This window comes from Methylocystis sp. ATCC 49242, assembly GCF_000188155.2.
GTDB lineage: Bacteria > Pseudomonadota > Alphaproteobacteria > Rhizobiales > Beijerinckiaceae > Methylocystis.
Window position 1 is genome coordinate 3,304,356 of record NZ_KE124774.1, and the last position, 22,864, is coordinate 3,327,219.

General features: G+C 60.7%; 9 protein-coding genes, 3 tRNA genes, 3 rRNA genes and 2 pseudogenes (1 of these 17 running past the window's edge). 13 read left to right on the forward strand and 4 right to left on the reverse strand.

Translation table 11 applies throughout. The features are described 5' to 3' along the window. The 6 genes from MET49242_RS18150 to MET49242_RS18175 all read left to right on the forward strand — a co-directional run. Nucleotides 1–199, forward strand: a 16S ribosomal RNA gene (locus MET49242_RS18150); it begins 1,287 nt to the left of the window's first position. Between the two features lie 189 nt (nt 200–388). Next, nucleotides 389–465: transfer RNA gene (locus tag MET49242_RS18155), tRNA-Ile, on the forward strand. A gap of 33 nt (nt 466–498) precedes the next feature. Further along, a tRNA-Ala gene (locus MET49242_RS18160) sits at nt 499–574 on the forward strand. A 278-nt stretch (nt 575–852) separates the two neighbouring features. Then, nucleotides 853–3,694 (forward strand): 23S ribosomal RNA (locus MET49242_RS18165). A 59-nt stretch (nt 3,695–3,753) separates the two neighbouring features. Beyond that, a 5S ribosomal RNA gene (rrf, locus tag MET49242_RS18170) occupies nt 3,754–3,869 on the forward strand. The 16S, 23S and 5S rRNA genes sit together here with 3 tRNA genes alongside, the layout of an rRNA operon. Before the next feature lie 79 nt (nt 3,870–3,948). Beyond that, nucleotides 3,949–4,025 (forward strand) — tRNA-Met (locus MET49242_RS18175). Between the two features lie 57 nt (nt 4,026–4,082). On the opposite strand, the pseudogene MET49242_RS26250 reads toward MET49242_RS18175, so the two are convergent. Both MET49242_RS26250 and MET49242_RS18190 read right to left on the reverse strand, forming a co-directional pair. Next, nucleotides 4,083–5,068, reverse strand: a pseudogene (locus tag MET49242_RS26250) (IS630 family transposase); the annotation flags it as partial. Between the two features lie 39 nt (nt 5,069–5,107). Beyond that, nucleotides 5,108–6,258 (reverse strand): IS3 family transposase gene (locus MET49242_RS18190; protein ID WP_371212523.1). Its coding sequence is split into 2 segments (ribosomal slippage): nt 5,108–5,997 and nt 5,997–6,258, totalling 1,152 coding nucleotides; the frame shifts between segments, so codons are not numbered across the junction. 210 nt (nt 6,259–6,468) lie between these two features. Here MET49242_RS18190 and MET49242_RS25215 point away from each other — a divergent pair. From MET49242_RS25215 to MET49242_RS25880, 5 genes and pseudogenes are all read left to right on the forward strand, one after another. Beyond that, nucleotides 6,469–6,606, forward strand: a pseudogene (locus tag MET49242_RS25215) (integrase core domain-containing protein); the annotation flags it as partial. Nucleotides 6,607–7,194: 588 nt separating this feature from the next. Continuing rightward, the gene (locus MET49242_RS18205; RefSeq protein ID WP_036285079.1) at nt 7,195–8,274 is read left to right on the forward strand and encodes a hypothetical protein; all 1,080 of its coding nucleotides are present in this window, start codon (nt 7,195–7,197) and stop codon (nt 8,272–8,274) included. Between the two features lie 1,019 nt (nt 8,275–9,293). Next, complete coding sequence (locus MET49242_RS18210) at nt 9,294–9,497, forward strand: hypothetical protein (RefSeq protein ID WP_036285080.1); 204 nt, start codon at nt 9,294–9,296, stop codon at nt 9,495–9,497. A 213-nt stretch (nt 9,498–9,710) separates the two neighbouring features. After that, entirely contained in the window at nt 9,711–11,249 is a 1,539-nt protein-coding gene (locus MET49242_RS18215; RefSeq protein ID WP_084679187.1) for a globin-coupled sensor protein, read from the forward strand. Nucleotides 11,250–11,480: 231 nt separating this feature from the next. Next, nucleotides 11,481–12,350: an HD-GYP domain-containing protein gene (locus MET49242_RS25880; RefSeq protein WP_210162339.1), complete on the forward strand. Its 870-nt coding sequence runs from the start codon at nt 11,481–11,483 to the stop codon at nt 12,348–12,350. Between the two features lie 20 nt (nt 12,351–12,370). Here the strand turns inward: MET49242_RS25880 and MET49242_RS18225 are convergent, their stop codons facing one another. Further along, nucleotides 12,371–12,988 carry a response regulator transcription factor gene (locus tag MET49242_RS18225; protein ID WP_036285082.1) on the reverse strand — a complete coding sequence of 206 codons (618 nt, stop codon included), beginning with the start codon at nt 12,986–12,988 and terminating at the stop codon, nt 12,371–12,373. Next, a complete protein-coding gene (locus tag MET49242_RS23525) occupies nt 12,981–16,115 on the reverse strand; it encodes a PAS domain S-box protein (protein ID WP_158497320.1) in 3,135 nt (1,044 codons plus the stop codon). Before MET49242_RS23525 ends, MET49242_RS18225 begins: the two co-directional genes overlap by 8 nt. A gap of 489 nt (nt 16,116–16,604) precedes the next feature. Here MET49242_RS23525 and MET49242_RS18235 point away from each other — a divergent pair, with 489 nt between their 5' ends. Next, nucleotides 16,605–18,563 (forward strand): autotransporter assembly complex family protein, encoded by a 1,959-nt coding sequence (locus MET49242_RS18235; protein ID WP_036285084.1) that lies wholly within the window; start codon nt 16,605–16,607, stop codon nt 18,561–18,563. Further along, nucleotides 18,563–22,864, forward strand: coding sequence for a translocation/assembly module TamB domain-containing protein (locus MET49242_RS18240; RefSeq protein WP_036285087.1), 4,302 nt, complete (start codon nt 18,563–18,565; stop codon nt 22,862–22,864). Before MET49242_RS18235 ends, MET49242_RS18240 begins: the two co-directional genes overlap by 1 nt.

A 22,864-nucleotide genomic window follows, 5' to 3' on the forward strand; every position in this document is an offset into this window, starting at 1 on the left:
CTAGTAATCGCAGATCAGCACGCTGCGGTGAATACGTTCCCGGGCCTTGTACACACCGCCCGTCACACCATGGGAGTTGGTTTTACCCGAAGGCGTTTCGCCAACCGCAAGGAGGCAGGCGACCACGGTAGGGTCAGCGACTGGGGTGAAGTCGTAACAAGGTAGCCGTAGGGGAACCTGCGGCTGGATCACCTCCTTTCTAAGGAAGATCCTCAACAGCGGAGGTCATTCGTGATCTTTTCGCTTTCTGGATCTCTTGGAACAAAACGGCCAGTCAGGCCGATCATGCGGGACAGCCGCCGTCTTCGTTTCTCTTTCTTCATCAAGGACGAGCCCGCCCGGCGAGGGCGCCGGACGCGCGAGCGCTCTGGTGCGTTGGGCAAGTTTTGGGCTTGTAGCTCAGTTGGTTAGAGCGCGCGCTTGATAAGCGTGAGGTCGGAAGTTCAAGTCTTCCCAGGCCCACCATTCTTCCGCTCGCTTCCAATCGCTGCATGGCTCGGGGCCATAGCTCAGTTGGGAGAGCGCGTGCTTTGCAAGCATGAGGTCGTCGGTTCGATCCCGTCTGGCTCCACCAGACGGCGGATTGCCGGCGCCGCTCATTGGCTCGAGAAGTCCTTGAAACCGAATTCGCATCGTCGCGACAAGCGTGATGCGCGCTGTCTGTCATCGTGAAGAGGAAACATATCCGATCGTTTTGAGGGCTCTCGGGCCTGAAGGAACGAGCGCCAGTTGTGAATGCAGCTTGACCGCCGCATTCTCGGATATGTTTGAAGCAAATGGTCTTTCTATCGACGACATCGTCCTGGAAACGGGACGAGCCTCTGCCGAGGGGTGGGCGTCGATAATGAGAGCGATCAAGTGCCTTAAGGGTATTCGGTGGATGCCTTGGCGCTGAGAGGCGATGAAGGACGTGGTACGCTGCGATAAGCCGTGGGGAGGTGCGAACAACCTTTGATCCGCGGATTTCCGAATGGGGAAACCCACCTTCGATCTCTGTTATTCCGAAGAGTTCGTTCTGGCGCGCACAGCGCTGGAGCGACGTCATGCGTTTCGAAAGCGGCGCATGTCTTTGGACTAACAGAGATCATGAGAAGGTATTTATGGCTGAATCCATAGGTCATAAAAGCGAACCCGGTGAACTGAAACATCTAAGTAACCGGAGGAAAGGACATCAACGAGACTCCGTTAGTAGTGGCGAGCGAACGCGGACCAGGCCAATGCTTCAGTTCTTTCAACTCGAACCGATTGGAAAGTCGGGCCATAGTGGGTGACAGCCCCGTAGGGATTTCGAAGAACTGGAGATACGAGTAGGGCGGGACACGTGCAATCCTGTCTGAACATGGGGAGACCACTCTCCAAGCCTAAGTACTCCTCAGCGACCGATAGTGAACAAGTACCGTGAGGGAAAGGTGAAAAGCACCCCGACGAGGGGAGTGAAACAGTCCCTGAAACCGGATACCTACAAACAGTCGGAGCCCGCAAGGGTGACGGCGTACCTTTTGTATAATGGGTCAGCGACTTAAAGTAACGAGCAAGCTTAAGCCGGTAGGCGTAGGCGCAGCGAAAGCGAGTCTGAACAGGGCGTTCAGTTCGTTGCTTTAGACCCGAAACCGAGTGATCTAGCCATGAGCAGGTTGAAGGTGCAGTAACATGCACTGGAGGACCGAACCGGTGTCTGTTGAAATAGACTCGGATGACTTGTGGTTAGGGGTGAAAGGCCAACCAAACTCGGAAATAGCTGGTTCTCCGCGAAAGCTATTTAGGTAGCGCCTCGCATGAATACTCCAGGGGGTAGAGCACTGGATGGGCTAGGGGGTCCCACAGACTTACCAAACCCAACCAAACTCCGAATACCTGGAAGTACTATGCGGGAGACACACGGTGGGTGCTAACGTCCATCGTGGAGAGGGAAACAACCCAGACCAACAGCTAAGGCCCCCAATTCGTGGCTAAGTGGGAAAGGATGTAAGAATCCCAAAACAACCAGGAGGTTGGCTTAGAAGCAGCCATCCTTTAAAGAAAGCGTAACAGCTCACTGGTCTAAATAAGGGTTCTCGCGCCGAAGATGTAACGGGGCTCAAGCCACGAGCCGAAGCTTTGGGTTCATCCGCAAGGATGAGCGGTAGCGGAGCGTTCCGTAATCCGTTGAAGGAGCAGCCGTGAGGCGCTCTGGAGGTATCGGAAGTGCGAATGCTGACATGAGTAACGAGAAACACTGTGAAAGACAGTGTCGCCGAAAGTCCAAGGGTTCCTGCGTAAAGTTAATCTTCGCAGGGTTAGCCGGTCCCTAAGGCGAGGCCGAAAGGCGTAGTCGATGGGAATCACGTTAATATTCGTGAGCCAGCAGGTGGTGACGCGTTGCGAAAGTCGTTCGGACTTACTGGATTGTCCGGGCGGCCTGGCGGCGCCAGGAAATAGCCCCTGCATCAGACCGTACCCGAAACCGACACAGGTGGACTGGTAGAGTATACCAAGGCGCTTGAGAGAATGACGTTGAAGGAACTCGGCAATTTACCTCCGTAACTTCGGGATAAGGAGGCCTTCCGTTCGCGCAAGCGGGCGGGAGGGGCACAGACCAGGGGGTGGCAACTGTTTAACAAAAACACAGGGCTCTGCGAAATCGCAAGATGATGTATAGGGTCTGACGCCTGCCCGGTGCCGGAAGGTTAAGAGGAGGAGTGCAAGCTCTGAATTGAAGCCCCGGTAAACGGCGGCCGTAAATATAACGGTCCTAAGGTAGCGAAATTCCTTGTCGGGTAAGTTCCGACCTGCACGAATGGCGTAATGACTTCCCCGCTGTCTCCAACGTCAGCTCAGTGAAATTGAATTCCCCGTGAAGATGCGGGGTTCCTGCGGTCAGACGGAAAGACCCCGTGCACCTTTACTGTAACTTTGCATTGGCATTCGTGTCGGCATGTGTAGGATAGGTGGTAGGCTTTGAAGCATGGGCGCCAGCTCGTGTGGAGCCACCCTTGAAATACCACCCTTATCGTCATGGATGTCTAACCGAGACCCGTCATCCGGGCCCGGGACAATGCATGGTAGGCAGTTTGACTGGGGCGGTCGCCTCCCAAAGAGTAACGGAGGCGCGCGATGGTGGGCTCAGACCGGTCGGAAATCGGTCGTCGAGTGCAATGGCATAAGCCTGCCTGACTGCGAGACAGACAAGTCGAGCAGAGACGAAAGTCGGTCATAGTGATCCGGTGGTCCCTCGTGGAAGGGCCATCGCTCAACGGATAAAAGGTACGCCGGGGATAACAGGCTGATAACCCCCAAGAGTCCATATCGACGGGGTTGTTTGGCACCTCGATGTCGGCTCATCACATCCTGGGGCTGGAGAAGGTCCCAAGGGTTCGGCTGTTCGCCGATTAAAGTGGTACGTGAGCTGGGTTCAGAACGTCGTGAGACAGTTCGGTCCCTATCTGCCGTGGGTGTAGGAGAATTGAGAGGATTTGTCCCTAGTACGAGAGGACCGGGATGAACATACCTCTGGTGGACCTGTTGTGGCGCCAGCCGCAGTGCAGGGTAGCTATGTATGGACGGGATAACCGCTGAATGCATCTAAGCGGGAAACCCACCTCAAAACGAGTTCTCCCTCGAGAGCCGTGGAAGACGACCACGTTGATAGGCCGGGTGTGGAAGTGCGGCGACGCATGGAGCTTACCGGTACTAATAGCTCGATCGGCTTGATCGTTCTCATTATCAATGCCCACCAAAATAGAAATCCCATTTGCTTCAGATGTGTTTCGCCGGCCTGGTGGCCTTCGGCGAAGCGATCAGACCCGATCCCATCCCGAACTCGGCCGTCAAACGCTTCAGCGCCAATGGTACTATGTCTCAAGACCTGGGAGAGTAGGTCGTCGCCAGGCCTGCCAAACACATCAATATATCCTCCTCCGATAACCCCTCTTTATCGCGCCGCTCCATACGCGGCGCATTCCCCTTTGGCGCGGGGTGGAGCAGCCCGGTAGCTCGTCAGGCTCATAACCTGAAGGTCACAGGTTCAAATCCTGTCCCCGCATCCACATGAATGAAACACAACAAATATCAGCACTGAACGTAAATAAATATCGTACCAACGGTCATGACGGCTGACCGATATGCGCCCAATCTCGCATTCCGATTGAAGTTATGGTCTCTGGCTGGTTGATCAGCCTTTGCCATGCATCGCAGGCGGCGTCGATGATGGCGTCGTAGTTTTCGAAGACGCGGTTGGAGAGCCGGTTCTGACGAAGATACTGGCAGACGTTCTCGACCCGGTTCAGCTCCGGGGCGCGTGACGGCAACAGGATCGGCGTGATGTTTTCCGGCATGGCGAGCTTCGCCGTCGTGTGCCAGCCCGCGCGATCGAGCAGCAGCACGGCGTGCGCGCCCTTTGCGACATGGCGTGAGATTTCGTCGAGATGCAGTTGCATCATCTGCGTGTCGACATATGGGAGCGCCAGCGCCACGCCCTTGCCCCTGGCCGGGCAAATCGCACCAAACAGATAGGCGTTTTCGTAGCGCTGATCGGCGGGCCGACGCGGACGTGTTCCACGGCGAGCCCATTGTCACACCAAGCCGTTTTTCTGGCCGATGCGGGCTTCGTCACGGAACCAGATTTCGACGGGCGTTCGCGGCGGCAGATGAGCGAGAAGCGCCTTCAGCGTCGCGGCGAAGTTTTTTTTTAGGCATCGACGATCTCGCCGTCCTGCGCAGGATGGCGCGGCTTTGCGCTGATGTGAGAGAAGCCGAGTTTCTTCAGTAGAGTCCCCACATAGCGCTCGTGAAAATCGACGCCGAATTTCTCGGCGATGACGCGCTTGAGGTCGACGCGTCGCCAGCGCACGACGCCATCCCGCGCGCGAACCGGTCCGGCCTCGACGATTTTCACGAACGCGGCCAATTGCGCCGCCGACAGGCGCGACGTCGGACCGTCTGTCCATTGATCGAAGGGGCCGTCCGGCCCGGCGGCGTTGAAGCGATGGACCCAATCGCGCAGCGTCTGCCGATCCATGCCGCCAATCCTGGCGGCCTCGCCCCGGGCCTTCCCCTCGCGGACTGCCGCCAGTGACAACAAGCGCCGGCTCTGATGGACTGAGCTGCTGCCGGTTTCGTGGACACCGAGTTAAGTTACTCCCACCTTCTTTTCGAACTCAACCGGGCTGACGTAGCCGATCGTCGAATGCCTGCGGACGGGGTTGTAGAACCGCTCGACGTAATCGAAGACGTCTGCCCGGGCGTCGTCAGGCGTGCGGTAGAGTTTCTTCCCGATCCGCTCCGTCTTCAGTGAAGAGAAGAAGCTCTCCATCGCCGCATTGTCCCAGACATTGCCGGATCGGCTCATCGAGCAAACGACGCCATTGTCGGCCATGAGGCGCTGGAACTGCTCGCTCGTATATTGGCTGCCCCTGTCGGAGTGATGCAGCAAGGCGTCCGGCTTGCCGCGACGCCAGATCGCCATCATCAATGCATCCGCGACAAGACCAGCGGTCATCTCGGCTTTCATCGACCAGCCGACGACCCTTCGCGAGAACAGGTCGATGACTGCGGCGACGTAGAGCCAGCCTTCCGCCGTCCAAATATAGGTGAAGTCGGCGATCCACTTCTGGTTCGGCGCTTGCGCGGCGAACTGCCGGTCGAGAACATTCGGCGCGACGACCGCCGACCTTTGTCCGTCGTCCTTCGGCTGACCCCGGCGACGCGGTCGCGCCCGCAAGGCGTTTGCCCGCATCAACCGTTCGATCTTGTGCAGGCCGCAGGAGACGCCTTCGGCTAGAACGTCCCGCCAGACGCGGCGGGCGCCGTAGGTTCGGGCGCTGCCCACGAAGCTCGCGCGGATTTTCTTTGTCAGCTCCTCGTCCGCGACCGATCGGGCGCTCGGCCCGCGACGCAGCCAGGCGTGAAAGCCCGATCGGGACACGTCCAGCGCTTCGCAGAGCCACGCCACCGGCCAGACGCTCCGGTGCTTTGCGACGAAAGCGAACCTCATTTCGCTTCCCTCGCAAAGAAGGCTGCGGCCTTTTTTAGAATGTCGCGCTCCGCCCGCAGTTTGGCGACCTCACGGCGCAGCCTTTCGATCTCCAGTTGCTCCGGCTTCCGCTGGCCGTGTCCGGGGAAGGCCTGCACGGGATCCGTCGTCAGATCCCGAACCCAGCGCCGCAACACGTTCTCATGCACATCCAGATCGCGGCAGGCCTGCGCGACGGTGACGCCGCGCTCCTTCACCAACCGAACCGCCTCGACCTTGAACTCCCGACTGAATATCCGTCTCGCCATAACAAACCTCCGGCCTCATGAAACACCATTTCTCGGTGTCCACGAAACCGGCAGCAGCTCAGACGTCCTTCGAGCGCTGGGCCAAAGCCCGAAGCTCCCCAGCCGAGAAGTCCTCTCGAAGTTTCACCGCTGCTGGCATGGCGCGAATCTCCTCCGCGCCAAATGAGCCAGAAAATCCGCGCCAGGGGGATCCCCGGTGAGTCACAAAGCGAAGCCGTTGGTATGAGGCGCGCGTCGATCAGTCGGTATCTCGCGTTCTATAACGAGCGGCGCCCGCATTCGAGCCTTGACGGGCGCACGCCCGACGAGGCCTGCTTCGACAAACAGGAAACGGCGATGGCCGCATAATTGTCCCCTTCGATTTTGCCGCAGCTCTGGTCGGGCTACGCCCTCCCGACGCCGCGACAAAATCGAAACGCCCCGCGATCAGCAAAACCCGGCAGAGATCCACTTAAAATCCGCGGGGAGCTGTCCAAACAACCGGAGCCAGCTCTCGGCGAGAGCTCTCGGGCTATCTTGACTATGTTGTATCGCTCGACGCACCGCCTCTGTCGTGCGGGCGCTCCCGTGGAGACCGCCCATAGCGCATTCTTCCCGCCGCTGGAAAAGATTGCATCATCAAACCCTAGGATCAAACATCTAGGATTTTGTGCCAAAGTATACCCCCGATTTATGAATGAATGCCGATGCGCCAGTTCGGATGACGAACTCCGCTTCGACTTGCACTGTTGTGTCCGCCTTAAAAATCCTCTTTAGCTGCCTCTGCTTGAGTCGACCATAAAGGTCAGATATCAATGCTCGCCCAAGAGCGAAATCCGTGGTTGCCAAGCGGCGCGGCGAATGGCTCCATTATGGGACGCTGCCGGCCGAGCGGCGCGAGGAAAGCAAAGTCAGGCTCATCATGCGCGACGAGAGCCAAATCAGGCAGCCAGCGGAATGCATTTTATCATAGACTCCGATTCCGGCAATTCGATCAAGGGCTGGCTTGCGCCTGACAATCCTTCCGTTACGCCTACGATCATCATTATTATACCCGGGCGCAACGAAATCGCTATCCAGGCGAATGTGACGCGCGCGGGGATTCGCGACCTCGGACTCCATTCAACCGGTCTCGTCGGCTTCGACGTGAACACCAAAATCGTTCCGGATCTCGATCAGATCGATGATATCGAAATCGTCGAAGCGGAAACGAGATTGCCGATTTATCGGCGGCTCCAGAAGGGGCGCCACATCGAGCGGAAAATGTTTTTATTTGACTGCTCGATCATGCCTCAGCGCCGTATTTTGAGCGCTATTGAAAAACACTTCACACTTACTTACTCGAATTCCGAGCGGAACGGTCTCGAAACAACGATCAACATAATTAGTAATCCCTTCAATAGTTCAATCTTTATTTCTGGCCGTTCATTGCTCAGCCGCTATGACCAGTATCTGAAAAACAAGGGCTATGTCCGAGTTGCGCTGCTGCGGGAACCGTTCGAGGAACTCGCGGAACGGCTCTTGTTTCTGAATTTTCTCGCGAAGGAGGATGCGTCGTCCTATTTGGAAACGTATTCTACCGGCGTAACGACTCTTATCGATTTCGCTCGCGAACTGCCGCTAAACGATCCGCGTGGCCTGACAACGGCTTTCCGGGCGACCAGCGATCAGCAGCGCAGAGAACTAATGAGTCCGATGACGAAAGTCTTCGGATGCGATCTCGACGAGGTTCCAAAACGCGTGCATGTCTCAAAAGCCCTCGATAATCTAGCGACTATCGACGTCGTCGGCACAAGGGAACGATACGGCCTGTTCAAGGAATTGCTGTCGGGCGTTCTAGGTGTTGACGTGCTCGGCGAAGAGGGGCCGACGTCGTTTCGAACAGTCAAGGGCCTCGCGACGACACTATCGAGGATTGGCCTCGTTGCAGATCTTCTCGAGGAAGATCTTGCGCTGTATGCCTACGTCGATGAAGCGATTGCCGAAGGCATCTCTCATCATGGGGGCGAAATCCGCCGAGACGTCGCCTCGCGATAGCGTCTGACCTGTCTCTTCGAATTCGAATTTCAAAATTACCTCTTTTGGTCATATCATAATTAATAGCAACGCCATCTCGTTAAATCCGGCGTCCCGTTCCAGATCGTTCCGATAAGCTCACGCCATCGTGGGCAGGCGCGATTGCTTCGTCAATTCCCTTTCGTCAAATGCATCTGTTATCATTCCCGCCATGTCTCTTCATTGCGTGGCCGCGGGTTTGTTGCAACCTTGGTGAACCATGGAGGCGCCATGCGAGGAGTTCCCATCGGGAGGCTCTCTCAATCGATCAAGAAAGGCGTTTCACACGAGCGCATCCTGCGCATTTGTCACCCATTGCGGAGAACGAAAAAAAGAATGTCATTGCGCGCTGGAGATAGCGTGCAAAATAGATAGTTGGAAATCTTATCAACTTGCTGAAGGGACGCGAAGCGCAACAATCAATCGTGGCCTCACTCGCGGCCATGAAATCTGTCACGATTGCGTGCGATTGCAGTTCTGAGCTAGTTTGCATTCGAGATGACCGACCTGAAAAACAGGTCGGATTGTAATTTTGACATTCGGTTCTGAAGGCATCGGAATCTGACAACATCCCAAATGCAGTTGTTGCAGACAATTTCGCATCAGCCAGCCAATGAACGAATGAAGAGTTTGCGCGGCGCCTCGACGCAAGTCAGTGTTCATACGCACTGATGACGGCTGCACTGTGACGGAAAACGTTCAGTTAGTCACGACAACGACGCCGGAAATCCCTGCGGATGCAATCGGCAGCGTGTACATTGATATATGTCAACACTCTTTGTCGCTCCGTACTTCCCGGCCCTTATAGTTGCGCTGCAGGTCGGTTACTATGGATGTGTTAAGTCGAAAGCCAGGTAAGTCGAGCGACTGCAAATCCTCGATTTCCACGGCAGCAATGGATGAAACAAGAAGAATGATTTCGCCGACCGTTTGTCGACAGTCCTAGCGTATGTCCGCGGTTGGCGGACACCCCCAGCGCAATCGAATATTGAGCCAAACAAATGATGCAACAAGCCGTAAATCAAGTTGCCGCCTTCTCCCGCGAATCCCACGACACAAGCATTTCGACGGCCGTGTATGTCGCCGAAATGTCTGAAGAGCTCTCGAAGATCGCAACGCGTTCCGGGTTGCCGATGGTTGCTTACTTCCTCAAGCTTGCAGAATTGGAGGCTAAAGAATTCCTGAACGAATTTGACGAATTCTAATTGCGCAGCAACTGATGTCTGCATTCGAGTGCTCTGGTTTCGGCGAATTTGCCATCACTGTACGAAGGAGAGAATCAAAGCCCCCGGCTAACTAATTGACAGATATGAAATGTGAGACCTAGTATCCTACACTCGACGTGCATGACGCCGCCGCTCGTTGCCGGATGAACCGGATCCAATTCTCTCTTTCACGGTTCATTCCGGGGGCGTCCTGTGACAAATCTAGACAATTCGACTAGCACAGCTGTCTCAATATCCGAGCGGCTCGATTTTATCGGCCTCGATGAAAGGACAAGGGCCGAGCTTCGCAGCATGGCGCCTTTGATTGAAGAAAATATCGGTGGCGCTTTGACGGCCTTCTACGACAAGGTCCGCAAGACGCCGCACACGGCGAAATTCTTTTCCAGTGATAAGCATCTGGATGCTGCGAAGAGCCGGCAGGCGGCGCATTGGGGTGTGATAACTGGCGCCGCCTTCAATGAGACCTACGCGCAGGCAGTACGCGCTATCGGCAAGACGCATGCAAGATTGGGACTGGAGCCGCGCTGGTATATCGGTGGTTACACGCTCGTCATCGAGCAATTGATCCACGCTCTCGTAAAAGATCGCTGGCCGGGCATCATGGGCCACGGCAAGCATCGCGCCAGAGAAATGGCCGAATCGCTGTCGAGTCTCGTCAAGGCCTCCCTGCTCGATATGGAGCTGTCGATTTCGGTATATCTCGAGGAACTCGAGGAGAAGCGCAGACAAAGTGAGGCTGGGCGCCTGGCCGCCGAGGCGAATCAGACGCATGCGATAGAAGTTCTGGCTGAAGCCTTGAAGACGCTCGCTAGCGGCGATCTGCAGACGCGAATCAATGCAGATCTTGCCTCCGAGTTCGAGACGCTGAAGTCCGACTTCAATGAGACGGTCGAGCGCCTGCGGGAGTCGTTGACGTCCGTCGCCGAATCGGCGGCGATGATTGCCCAGGCGACCAATGAAATCGCCACCGCAGCGGATGACCTGTCCCGACGGACCGAATCGCAGGCTGCGAACCTCGAAGAAACGTCCGCCGCCCTGGCGGAAATCACCAACACCATCAACGAAACCGCAAAGACCACCCGCTCCGCCAACAACATAGTGTCGACGACAAAGGAGGAGGCCGAGAAGGCAAGCGTGATCGTCGCGAGCGCCGTCCAGGCAATGGCCGGCATTGAACGATCTTCTGAAAATATCGGCCAGATCATCGGCGTAATCGACGAAATTGCGTTTCAGACAAATCTTCTCGCTCTCAATGCTGGGGTGGAGGCGGCGCGAGCCGGTGAGGCAGGGCGGGGTTTCGCCGTGGTCGCGTCCGAAGTGCGCGCGCTGGCGCAACGATCCGCCGACGCTGCGAAGGAGATCAAGGGATTGATCTCGACATCGAGCGTAGAGGTTTCGAAAGGGGTGACGCTGGTTGGCGGAACGGGCGAGGCGCTTGCGACGATTGCAACCCGCGTCACGGAAGTCAGCGCGCTGGTGGCCGCGATTTCCGCCAATGCGCATGATCAGGCCATGGCGCTCAATCAGGTCAATGTCGCTGTCACTCAAATGGATCAAGCAACCCAGAGCAATGCGGCCATGGTCGAGGAGACGAACGCGGCGACGCAAAGCCTGAGACAGGGGACGATCGTTCTCGACGAGTCGATTTCCAAATTCAGCTTCGGAGACGCCGCGTATCGCCGCGCGCCGTCGAATCAGCCGCGCCCCGCGCTCAAAGTCGTGGGGAGATGATTGTCGGTCGACGACCAGAGCCAGGACGAGCGTCACGCTATGCTGATCTATTTCGAGCCATCTGGAGTTGACATCCGCTGCGCGGTGGATGCGCGGCCGGGCCACCCCGCAACGGCGGCGAAGTCGCCTGGAAGCGACGCTCCCATGTCGGCCTTCCTCGGTCTGGCGACGGAGGTCGAGGATGATCACGCCTTGCTTGCGCGCTTGCGGGAAGCAGCGGTCTCCTCGACCATGACGGTCCTCGTTTCCATTGCAAAACTGGACGCAAGGGATGAAGGCCGCCACGAAGAGACGTCATCGATCAGGCGGGTCGGCGAACTGCTGGAACAGGCTTTTCAATTTGCGCCGAAGCGAAAGCTTGTTGAATCGCCGCAGGAGAGAGATTTTTTCAGAGCCGAGATCGCCGCGCTGAGGGCGGAATTGGCGCGGCGCGACGCTGAAACCGGACGAGTCGAGCAGACGGCCATGCTTGCCTTGGCGTATCTGGCTGAAGCGCGCGACGCCGATACTGGAAACCACCTGCTGCGCACGCAACACTATGTCCGGCTGCTTGCGACAAAGCTGCGCGCATTCCCGCGTTTCTCACCCATTCTGACCGATCGCTATATCGACTTGCTGACATGGTCGGCGCCGCTGCACGATATCGGCAAAGTCGGCATACCGGATCGGATCCTGCTCAAGCCTGATCAGCTTACAGAGGAGGAGATGGCCATCATGCGAACCCATACGACGCTGGGCGCGCGAGTGATCGAGCAGACCGAACGGGACATGCGGCAGCCCGCGCCATTTCTCGCCGTGGCGAAGGAAATCGCTCATTGGCATCATGAGAGGTGGGACGGCAGCGGCTATCCTGATGGCCTTTCAGGCGCCGAGATCCCGCTGTCGGCGCGAGTAACCGCCATAGTGGATGTTTTCGACGCGCTGATATCGAATCGCGTCTACAAGCGCAGCCTGCCGTTCGAGGAGGCCCGCAAGATCATTGCGGCGGGAAGCGGCGCACAATTCGATCCTGACGTCACGGATGCTTTTCTGACTGGGTTCGACGACTTCGTGTCTGTCGCGGTCAATCATTCGGATCACTGTAGCGGCCCAACCGAATGACGCGACTAGCGCCATATTTCTCACCGTCGATCGAATTGCCCGATGAGGGACATGCGCACGAGGTCCGCGAAGCTTTCCGCTTGCATTTTCTCCATGATCGTTCCGCGATGGGTCTCGACCGTTCTCACCCCTATGCCGAGATTATGCGCGATGATCTTGTTCGAGCGCCCGGCGAGCAAGCCGTTCAGAACGTCGCGCTCTCTCGGGGTGAGGGTCGTAAGCCTCTCCTGTATCGCCTTGACCTCCGCTTCGCGCGCGCCCTGATCATTTTCATGAGCGAGGGCGCTGTTCACGACCGTCAGCAAGGTCGCATCGGTGAACGGTTTTTGAATGAGATCGATTGCCCCTTCCTTCATGACCTGAATCGCGAGCGGCACATCGGCGTAGGCCGTCATGACGACGACGGGAATCTTGATCGCCGACTCCTTCATTTTCATCAGAAGGTCGACGCCGCTCATTCCCGGCATGCGGATGTCGGTGAGAAGACAGCTGCAATCCTCGGGGCCAACCTCGGCGAGGAAATCCCTGGCTGACGAATAGGTTCGGACGACATGCCCGAGGCTTGTCAATAACAGTTTCAGCGCGTGACGGACGTCCGCGTCGTCATCGACGATGAATATCGTCTCCTTGTTACGCATCGGCCGCTCCGTTCGTCGCCGATGGCAATGTGAAACTGAATATGGCGCCGCCGTCGGGGTTTGGTTCAGCCCATAATTTTCCATAATGCGCTTCGATGATCGAGCGCGAGATCGACAGACCAACACCCATGCCGTAATCCTTTGTCGTGACAAATGGCTCGAACAATCTGGCCATGGTTTCCTGAGTGAGCCCGCAGCCCGTGTCGATAATATCGATGCGTATCATGTCATCCTCTATCGATTCGGTTGCAATGGTCAATTTCCGCGTCGTCGAATTGCTCATCGCCTGCTTGGCGTTCCGGATGAGGTTGTGAAGGACCTGCTTGATCTGCACCTTGTCCACGAGCACGCGATCCGGTTCCGCATTCAGTCGCAGGGTCAGTTCGACGTCCGCCTGTTTCAGACTATCCTCTGTGAGACTGCCGACGTTGCGGATCAGTTCGTGGAGATGCTGGAAGGTCTTGTCCGGCTCGCCGCTGGAGGCGAATTCGCGCAGGTGGTTGATGATCTGCCCCGCCCGCATGATCTGATTTGCGGCGAGGTCCAGCGTTTCCTCGATCGCGGGGAAATGTTGCGGCGTCTGCTTTCCCAATAGTTGCCGCGCCGTGTTGAGATAGGCGACGCTCGCCAGAAACGGCTGGTTGATCTCATGCGCCAGCGCGACCGCGATTCCGCCGATCGCCGTCGCGCGCTCCGTGCGCAACCGCTCGATATTCGCTTCGGCCTCGCGTTGGGCGGAGAGATCGCGCATGAAGCCCACGAACAGACGCGTCTTATCGAATTTGGCCTCGGAAATGGCGAGTTCGGCGGGAAACAGCGTCCCGTCCTTGCGTCGTCCTTCGACCTCCCTGCTGACGCCGATGATCTTGGCGACGCCGGTTCGCAGATAATTCTGAATATAGCCGTCGTGCGAGCTCCGGATTGGTTCGTTTGTCAGTAATTGAACCTTGCGGCCGATGATTTCGTCCCGCTCATAGCCGAACATGCGGACGCCGGCGGCATTGATCGACTGAATGACGCCGGTGTCGTCGATCGTGATGATCGCGTCGCCCGCGCCGTCGATCACTGCGCGCAGCCTCGCCTCGCTCGCCTTGATCTGCTCGGCGAGTTGCGCTTTCTCATGTAGCGAAAGCTCGAGACGACGCTCAACGGTTATATCACGAGCGACGCCGACGACGCGGACGGGCCGGTCGTCGTCGAAATGGACCTGTGCGTGCGAGCTGATCCATCGTTCGGCGCCGCTGTCCGGGCGGCGAATACGGTATTGCGCGCGATAACTGCCTCCGTCTCTCGGATCGAAAGCCTTGCGTCTCGCCTCGGCCACCATGGGCATATCGTCTGGAAAGATGCAGCGGTCGATCAGAGCCGTCGTGACAGGACTGTCGGGCGCAAATCCATACAGCTCGCGCCAGTTGTCGTCGACCACGACTGTGTCATGCAAGAGGTCGATGTCCAATGTGCCGATGGCGCCCGCGGCAACCGCCATGCGAAGGCGCTCGTTGTTCAATTCGGCTTTCTGGCGCGCTTCGTCCAGCTCCGCTGTGCGGGCGGCGACGCGCGCCTCCAGCTCGGCGTTCGCGCGCAGGATTTCGTTTCTCGCATTGACAATGCCGCTGATGTCCTCGGCAAAGATAACGATGCCGCCAACGGCGCCGCTGGCATTACGCCATGGACGCGCCTCCCAGCGCAGCCATTGGATGCTGCCGTCCTTGCGGACGAATTTGTCCTCGTTCGCCCGGACGACCTCTCCCGCCTGAGCCCTGCGGTGGACTTCCTTCCAGCGTTCGGGGATTTCGGGGAAGAGATCGTAATGCGAGCGCCCGATGATATCGCGCTCGTCGAGCGCATAATCATCCATCCAGCGATGGCTTGCGGAGAGATAACGCATCTCGCGGTCAAACATTGCCAGGGCGGCTGGCGCGTGTTCGATGAAAAGCTGCATCCTCTCTTCGCTTTCAATAAGCGCGAGTTCCGCTTTCTTGCGTTTCGTAATGTCCTGAACCGAACCGTAGGATCTGACAACCGCGCCGGTCGAATCTCGCTCCATCTCCGCGCGCATCGTGACCCATCTTGGCCCGCCGTCCGCCCGCGCCAGCTCGAGGTCGCATTCCCATCGCGTCCCGCCCGCCATGCATTTCGCGCGTTCCGCGACGAGTCGGGACCAGCTTTCGGGCGTGAAATATTTTTGCGTCTCCTGAAAGCCGGCGGGGCCGAGCGTGGGGTCACGTCCATAAATCTCGTAGACCGCGTCTGAATAATAGCCGGCGCCGGTGCGGAAATCCCACCACCAGGTTCCGAAGTCGCTCACCCTTTGCGCTTCGTCGAGCGCGGCCGTCTTGTTTCTCAGCTCGGCTTCGATCTTCTTGCGCTTCTCGATATTCTCGACGATGGCGATGATATAATCGGGTTCGCCATTCGGCTTTCTGCCGAGCGAAAGCGTGATATTGACCCAGAAAGCCTCCCCATCGGCGCGAATGTACCTTTTTTCAAATCCGTTTATCTGTATTTCGCCATCGATGAGCCGCTGGCGGTGCGAGAGACTTTCGGTCAGATCTTCAGGCTCCGTGATCTGCTGGAAGCTCATCGCCTGTAATTCGTCGGCGCTGTAGCCGAGCATCTCGCAAAGCTTGCGATTGACGAGGAAGAATCTGCCGTCGAGCCCTACGAGGCCGATGCCGACCGCCGCCTGATCGAAAATCGCCTCGAAGCGGCTTTCAATGCGCACATGCTTGCGGCGCAGACGCTCATGGGTGTCGCTGAAAAGATAGCCCATTGCCACGAAGCTGAGCGTCGACCAGGGGGGGATGAACTCCAGGCTCATCGCGCTGGCCTGCAATGGAATAAAGATGAACCACACCATCGCCGCGCCGAGGATCGTGCTCACGATCCCACCCCAGAAGCCGGTCCAGCGCGAGGCGAGGAAAACGGCCGGATAGACGAAAATCCAGATGCTGGGGGAAATCCACGGCCACAGCATCCACTCCATCAATCCGGCCGCGGCGGGCAGACATACGGCCAGCGCAAGACCCTGCCATGTAACTGGACTCGGCCACTGCCCGCCCGCAGGGAGCCAGCGTTTCAGGGCGGCGGCGGTTTGCTGGACTCGCCGCGACGGCGCATTGGTCATTTTCATGGTTTCGGGATTCTGAATCGCGAAAGGCGGCGATTTCGCCCGACGCCGATCTTCACATGCGGTCGGAAGCCAAGGCCGGGTGGGCGCGCATCACACTGCGAATAGGCTTCGAAAAATGACGCAACGCCCAAATCACTTTCCTCGCATCTTCGCCTGCGTCGATTTTACGGGAATTCGACCAAAGCGCCCAGCATGCGTGTTTCCAGAATCGTCATAGCTAGACCATTGCCGTACGGAAGACACAAGTCCTGTTTTGCCGAGGGACGCGCCGATCACGGTAATTCGGGCGTCGCCCCTGTCGGGCGCCTCGAAAAGCGGCGGCTCCGGACGGGTCCTCCGCGACATGGACCTTCTGTCGTCATATGAGTCGATCCGAACAATTCGTCCAGATTTTTAACCATCGCGACCCGCCCGAATATGCCGACATGGACCGGATTTGCGTTTCGGCTTATGGTTCCGGCTCGGATTTCAAGAAGGATTGCCGTGAAGCCGGACCGCCTTTCGTTCGTTGCGGCTGTCTGCGCCATTTTTGTTTTTGGCGGGAGCGAACCCTCGCGCGCCTTCGACTTCTTCGGGCTGTTCGGCGAACCGGAAAAGGCGACGCCGAATCCGGAGACGGTAGCCTACGAGGTCTCATTCGCCGGCCTCGACGGCGACGGGGCGCTCGATCAGAATCTGAAAGACGCGTCGAACAGCTGGCGCTTGCGGCTGGAGTCGCCCGACGCCGGCGTCGGGCTCGCCCGCCGCGTGGTCGCGGATTATCCGCGCCTGACCGACGCGCTCTGGGCGAACGGCTATTTCAACGCCACCGTCCGCGCGAGCGTCGCGGGCGTCGCGGTTTCGCCCGAGGGCCATGGCGTCGAAGCAGCAGCCGCGGCGGCCGAGCGCTACCGTAATGCGGCGCTCGTCCCCGTGCACTTCGAGATCGATCCGGGTCCGGTCTTCAAGCTTCGCCACGTCGTTGTTTACGACGCGCGGACGAATGCGCCTATCGATCCCACCCTCTTCTCGCGCAAGGCGCTCGGAGTCGAGCCCGACGAACCCGCCCGCGCCGCCGCGGTGCGCGCCCGCGAGGCCGAGTGGGTGGATCAGCTGCGCGACAAATCCTATCCGCTCGCCAAGGTCGTCTCCTCGCGCCCGGTCATCCTGCACCGGGAGCACGCGATGGACGTGGCGGTCACCATCGATCCGGGGCCGCGCGCCGGGATCGGCGAGGTTCAGCTCTCCGGATCATCCGGCGTCGATCCCGACGTCATCCGATCCTTCATCTATCTCGAGGAGGGCGAACCCTACAGTCCGAAGAAGCTCGCCGACACGCGCAGGTCCGTCGCGCGGATCGAGGCGCTGGGCGGGGTCAAGGTTTCGGACGGCGATCGTCTGGACAAGAACGGCAATCTGCCGATCCTCGTCGAAACCAGCGAGCGCAAGCGCCATGTGATCGGCGCCGCCGCGATGTTCTCCAATATCAACGGGCCGGCGCTGCGCGCCTATTGGATGGATCGAAATCTCTTCGGCGGCGGCGAGCGCCTGCGCGTCGATCTGGAAGGCGGCCTCGCCTATTACAACAATTCCTCGGCCTTTCTCGCCTTTCCGCATATCGAGGCCAGCAATCTCGTCGGCCTCGCCCATGTCGGCTTCCTCAAGCCCGCCCTTTGGGGCACGCGCAACGATCTGCTGCTGGACGCGTCCGCCGTGCGCGAGCGGACGGTCTATTACTGGGCGTCCTATGGCAATTTCACTGGCGCCATCCGCCACCGCTTCAGCGACACGGCGTCGATCCAGGGCGGAATCGAGGTCGAGGGCGGGCAGTTTTTCGACGCCTGGGGGCTGCACGATTATTCGCTTCTCGGTTTCCCCCTCTCCGGCAACTACGACAGCACCGACAATGCGCTGGCGCCGACGCGCGGCGTTCGCGTCGTCGGCCGCGTCACGCCCAATGTGAATGCGCTGCCGCATGGCGTCGGCATGGTGGAGTCGAAGGGACAGGCCTCCGCCTATTACGCGCTGGACGAAGACGCCTGGCGCATCATCGCCGGCCGCGTCGCCGTCGGGTCGATCGTCGGGGCGAGCATCGAGAATATCCCCGCGAGCCATCGCTTCTTCGCCGGCGGCGGAGGTTCGGTGCGCGGCTATCGCTACAAGTCCATCAGCCCGTATAACGGCTTCGATTTCCCTACCGGCGGGCGCAGCCTCTTCGAGGCCTCGCTGGAGGCGCGCCTCAGGGTGACGCAGAACATCGGCGTCGTGCCCTTCTTCGACATCGGCGCCGCTTTCTCGTCGCCATGGCCCGATTTCGGTTCGACCCTGCGCGCCGCAGCGGGGCTGGGCCTGCGTTACTACACCGCGATAGGCCCGATCCGCGTCGATGTCGCCACGCCGCTCAATCCGCGGCCGGTCGACAGCCGCATCGCTCTCTTCATCGGCATCGGGGAATCCTTCTGATGCGTTTGCGCCTCTCCCGCTCCAGGCTCGTCGCCGGTCTCGCCGCCCTGCTCATCGTCGGCGCGATTGGCGCCGCCGTGACCTTTCTCAACAGCGACAGGGGCGGGACGACGCTCGCGGGAATGATTTCGCGCGCCGTCTCCTCTCCAGACATGACGGTCGAGATCGGCGGCGTCGACGGCGTCGCCTCGTCCAGCCCGACGGCGCGCGACGTCACGCTCTCGGATCGCGACGGCGTCTGGCTCAGGATCGACCGGGTTTCGGCGAAATGGTCGCCTTTGGCGCTGCTGGCGCTGAAGCTAGACGTGGACCGCATCGACATCGGCCGGGTCGACGTGCTGCGCCGGCCGGCGCCGGGCACGGAGACGCAAAAGAAGCGGGAGCAGGCGAGCGGTTCATGGCGTCCCGATCTTCCGATCAGGGTCAGGCTCGGAGAGTTTTCCATCGGCCGGGTCGATCTCGACAAGCCCGTGCTCGACATGGCGGCGACGCTCGCCGTCGACGGCTCTGCGGAAATCGGCGGCGCCCGTCACGCGGCGCGCGCGAAGCTCGTGGCCCGGCGGCTCGACGCTCCTGGAACGATCGCCGCCAGCGCCGACTTTTCGCCGGCCGACGGGAAGCTCCAGGTCCGAGCCGCCGCGTCGGAGCCGGAGGGCGGCCTGATCGCGCGGCTTGCGAGGCTTCCTGGCCTGCCGCCGGTCGAGATCGCCCTCGATGGCGATGGGACGCTCGACGCCTTCGACGCGAAACTCGTCGCTCGCGCGGGGGAGGCGATCAGCGCCGAAGGCGGCGTGAAAGTCGTTCGCGACGGCGCGGCGAGACGCGTCGACCTCGGCCTCTCCGCGCGATTGGCGGAAATGCTGCCCAAGGAAGTCGCCGCGCTTTTCGCCGATGCGACGAAAGTTGAAGGCGTTGCGCATCTGGGCGACGACGGCGCCATCGCGCTGGATCGGCTGGCGTTGAGCGCTTCCGCCTTCAGGCTCGACGCCGCAGGCCGGCTCGCGGCCGACGGCGGGATCGAGGGCGCCGCCGCCCTTCACGGCGCCGAGGCCGGGGCGGGCTCCCGGTTCAGCGCAAGAAAATTCGAGGGCGAAGCCAATATCTCGGGCGCGCTGACCCGCCCCGCCGCACGGCTGCGCCTTCAGATCGAGGACGCAGACGGCCCCATCGGCCGCGTCGGCAAATTCGACATCGTCGCCAGGGCGGTCGCCGATGGCGATCTCGCCGACGCCGCCGCGCGGCTGGATATCGAGGCGGACGCCCAGGGCGACGGCCTCGCCTTCGCCGACGCCGCGCTCTCCGAGGCGGTGGGCGACAAATTCGGCCTCACGCTGCGCGCCCGCGCGAGCGGCGCGGGCGACGCGGAAATCGGCGTCGCCAAAATCGAAACGGGCGCGGGCGAGGCGAGTTTCACCGGTCGCGCGGGGCCCCATGCGCTCGACGGCAAGGCGCATGTCTCGGCGCCGGAGCTGCGCCGCTTTGCTGGGCTCGCCGGACGCGACCTGCGCGGCGCCCTGACGCTCGCCGCCGACCTCGAGGGCGCGCCGCAGGAAGGCCGCATCGCGGCGACGCTGAACGGCGCCATTTCGGGGCCGGGCGTCGGCGTGGCGGCGCTCGACGGATTGCTGGGCCGCCGCCTGTCGCTTTCCGGCAAGCTCGCGACGCTTCCCGACGGCGGCGTCTCCTTCGACAAGCTTGCCCTGCGCGGCGATCATGTCTCCGCGGTCGTCCAGGGCGAGGCGACCCGGGAGAAGGCCGCGATCGACGCGAAGATCGATCTGCCGGATCTGCGCCCGACCGGCCTGCCGCTCAGCGGCCGCGCCGATGTGGCGGCGGCGCTGTCAGGGTCGCTCGCAAAGCCCGACGTCATGCTGACGGCGACGCTTCGGGACGCCGCCGCCAATGGCCGGCCCATCCCGAAACTGACGTTGCAGGGCGAGGCGCATGACGTCCTGGGCGATCTGTCGGCGCTCGCCAGACTCGACGGCGTCATTGACGGAAAGCCGGCGCGCGGGCGCGTCCTCGCCGCGCGCGCCGGGGAGGGATGGAAGATCGACGATCTCGACCTTGCGGTGGGGAACGCGACCGCAAAAGGCGCGCTCGTTCTCGACGGCGCCGGCCTCGCCCGCGGCCGTCTCGCGGTCGCAGCGCCGGACCTCGACGATTTTTCCGCCTTCGCCCTGCAAAAACTCGCCGGCCGCGTGAACGCCAATATCACGCTCGACGCTGCCGGCGGCGGGCAGGATATTTCGGTCGACGCGCAGGGCGCGGGCGTCCGGGCGCAGGCCGCTTCGATCGAGCGGCTCACCGCGAAATTCTCGGCGCGCGATCTTTACCGCCGCCCGCTCCTCGACGGCGAGGTAAGCCTCGACAACGCCCGCGTCGGCGCGGAGACGATTGGAAAGGCCCGACTTCTCGCGAGCCCCGCAGGCGCCGGCGCGGCTGCGCTCGATCTCACGCTCGACGCGCGCGGCTTCAATATTACGGGTCGCGGAACGCTCACGCCCGGCGAGCGCACGCGGCTCGATATTTCCCAGTTCTCGGCGCAGCGCGCGGGAAGGAAGATCGCTCTCACGGCCCCCGCCGTCGTCACTTTTCACCGCGGCGCGCTCGATTTGCAAGGCGTCGCCGTCGCGCTCGGCGCGGGCCGTCTCGATGTGAGCGGAACGGTCGGCGACCGGCTCGACCTCACCGCGAGAGCGCGAGCCGTTCCGCTCTCCGTCGCCTCGATCGTCGATCCCTCCCTTGGGCTCGACGGGAATCTCGACGCCGAAGCGCGGATCACGGGCGCAAGGGCCGCGCCCGCCGGCGACTGGCGCGTGAGGGTCACAAAGGCGACGGCGCCGCAATTGCGCTCGAACGGCCTTCCGGCGCTCGATGTCTCGGCGAGCGGCCGGCTCGCCAATTCCAGAACGACGCTGGCCGCTGATATCACTGTCGGCGCGGCGAGCCGCCTCAAGGTGACGGGCTCCGCGCCGCTCGGCGCAGGGGCGCTCGACCTCACGGTGAAGGGTGCGCTCGACGCCGCGCTCGCAAATACGATGCTCGCCGCAAACGGCCAGACCGCCGCCGGCAAGGCGACTGTGGATCTGCGCCTCACAGGCCCCGCCGCCAGTCCGATCGTCGGCGGTTCGATCGCCATCGCCGACGGCGCCTTCAACGACCCGCTGAATGGCGTCAGCCTGACGAGGATCGCGGGACGGATCGAGGGGCGCGGCCATGATCTCGCGATTCCGGGCGTCACGGCGCAAACGAAAAACGGCGGACAGATCGCTCTCGCCGGCCGCGTGTCGGTCGCGCCGGGGTCCGGCATGCCCGGTTCGCTTCATGTTTTCGCGCAGAATGCGCAGCTCGCCAGCACCGACATCGTATCCTCCACGGGCGATCTCGATCTCACGATCAGCGGCGCCCTGGCGCGGGCTCCGAAGGTCGCCGGGCGCATCAAGCTCGACACGATGGAGGTGAACGTTCCCGATCGCCTCCCCGCAAATCTGAAGCCGCTGCCCGGATCGACACACATCGACGCCAGGGGCTTCGCCGCGCAGATGCTCGCGCTTGCGCGCAAGGAGAAAGAAAAGGCCGCCCGCCGCTCCAATTTCGACGTGGCGGTCGACCTCTCCGTCTCCGCGCCGGACCGCGTCTTCGTGAGGGGACGGGGGCTCGATGCGGAGTTCGGCGGCGAGGCGAAACTCACGGGCACGCTCCAGAAGCCCACCGTGCTGGGTGGTTTCGATCTGCGGCGCGGGAGGCTGCAACTGCTCACACAGCGTATCGACATCACGCGCGGCAAGCTCACTTTCACCGGCGGATTCCGGCCGGAGCTCGATTTCATGGCTGAGACGAGAGCCGCCGACATAACGGCGAAAATCGGAATCACCGGTCCCGCAGGCTCGCCGACTTTCACTTTCTCTTCCTCGCCGGAAATGCCGCAGGACGAGGTGCTGTCGCGCCTGCTGTTTGCGAAGGCCTCGGGTTCGTTGACGCCCTTCCAGGCGGTGCAGCTCGCAGCCGCGCTGGCGCAATATTCAGGGGCGGCCACCGGCGTCGACGCTTTCGAAAAAATGCGCAAGGCGCTGGGCGTCGATTCTCTCGACATCGATGCTGGCGGCGCCAATGGTCCGACGGTCGGCGCCTCGCGCTACATCATGGACGGCGTCAGTGTTGGCGTCAGAACAGGATCGAAGCCGGAGCAGACGTCGGTCAATGTCGGCGTGGACGTGACGAAAGGCGTGCGCGTGCAGAGCGAAACCCGCGTCGATGGCCAGACCTCCGCCGGCGTCGGCGTCGAATGGGAGTATTGA

What these genes read in the sequence shown, in the direction of transcription:
- MET49242_RS18205 (WP_036285079.1), top strand. Translation starts at nt 7,195, where the DNA reads ATGCATTTTATCATAGACTCCGATTCCGGCAATTCGATCAAGGGCTGG.
- MET49242_RS18210 (WP_036285080.1), top strand. Translation starts at nt 9,294, where the DNA reads ATGATGCAACAAGCCGTAAATCAAGTTGCCGCCTTCTCCCGCGAATCC.
- MET49242_RS25880 (WP_210162339.1), top strand. Translation starts at nt 11,481, where the DNA reads ATGACGGTCCTCGTTTCCATTGCAAAACTGGACGCAAGGGATGAAGGC.
- MET49242_RS18225 (WP_036285082.1), bottom strand. Translation starts at nt 12,988, where the DNA reads ATGCGTAACAAGGAGACGATATTCATCGTCGATGACGACGCGGACGTC.
- MET49242_RS23525 (WP_158497320.1), bottom strand. Translation starts at nt 16,115, where the DNA reads ATGACCAATGCGCCGTCGCGGCGAGTCCAGCAAACCGCCGCCGCCCTG.
- MET49242_RS18240 (WP_036285087.1), top strand. Translation starts at nt 18,563, where the DNA reads ATGCGTTTGCGCCTCTCCCGCTCCAGGCTCGTCGCCGGTCTCGCCGCC.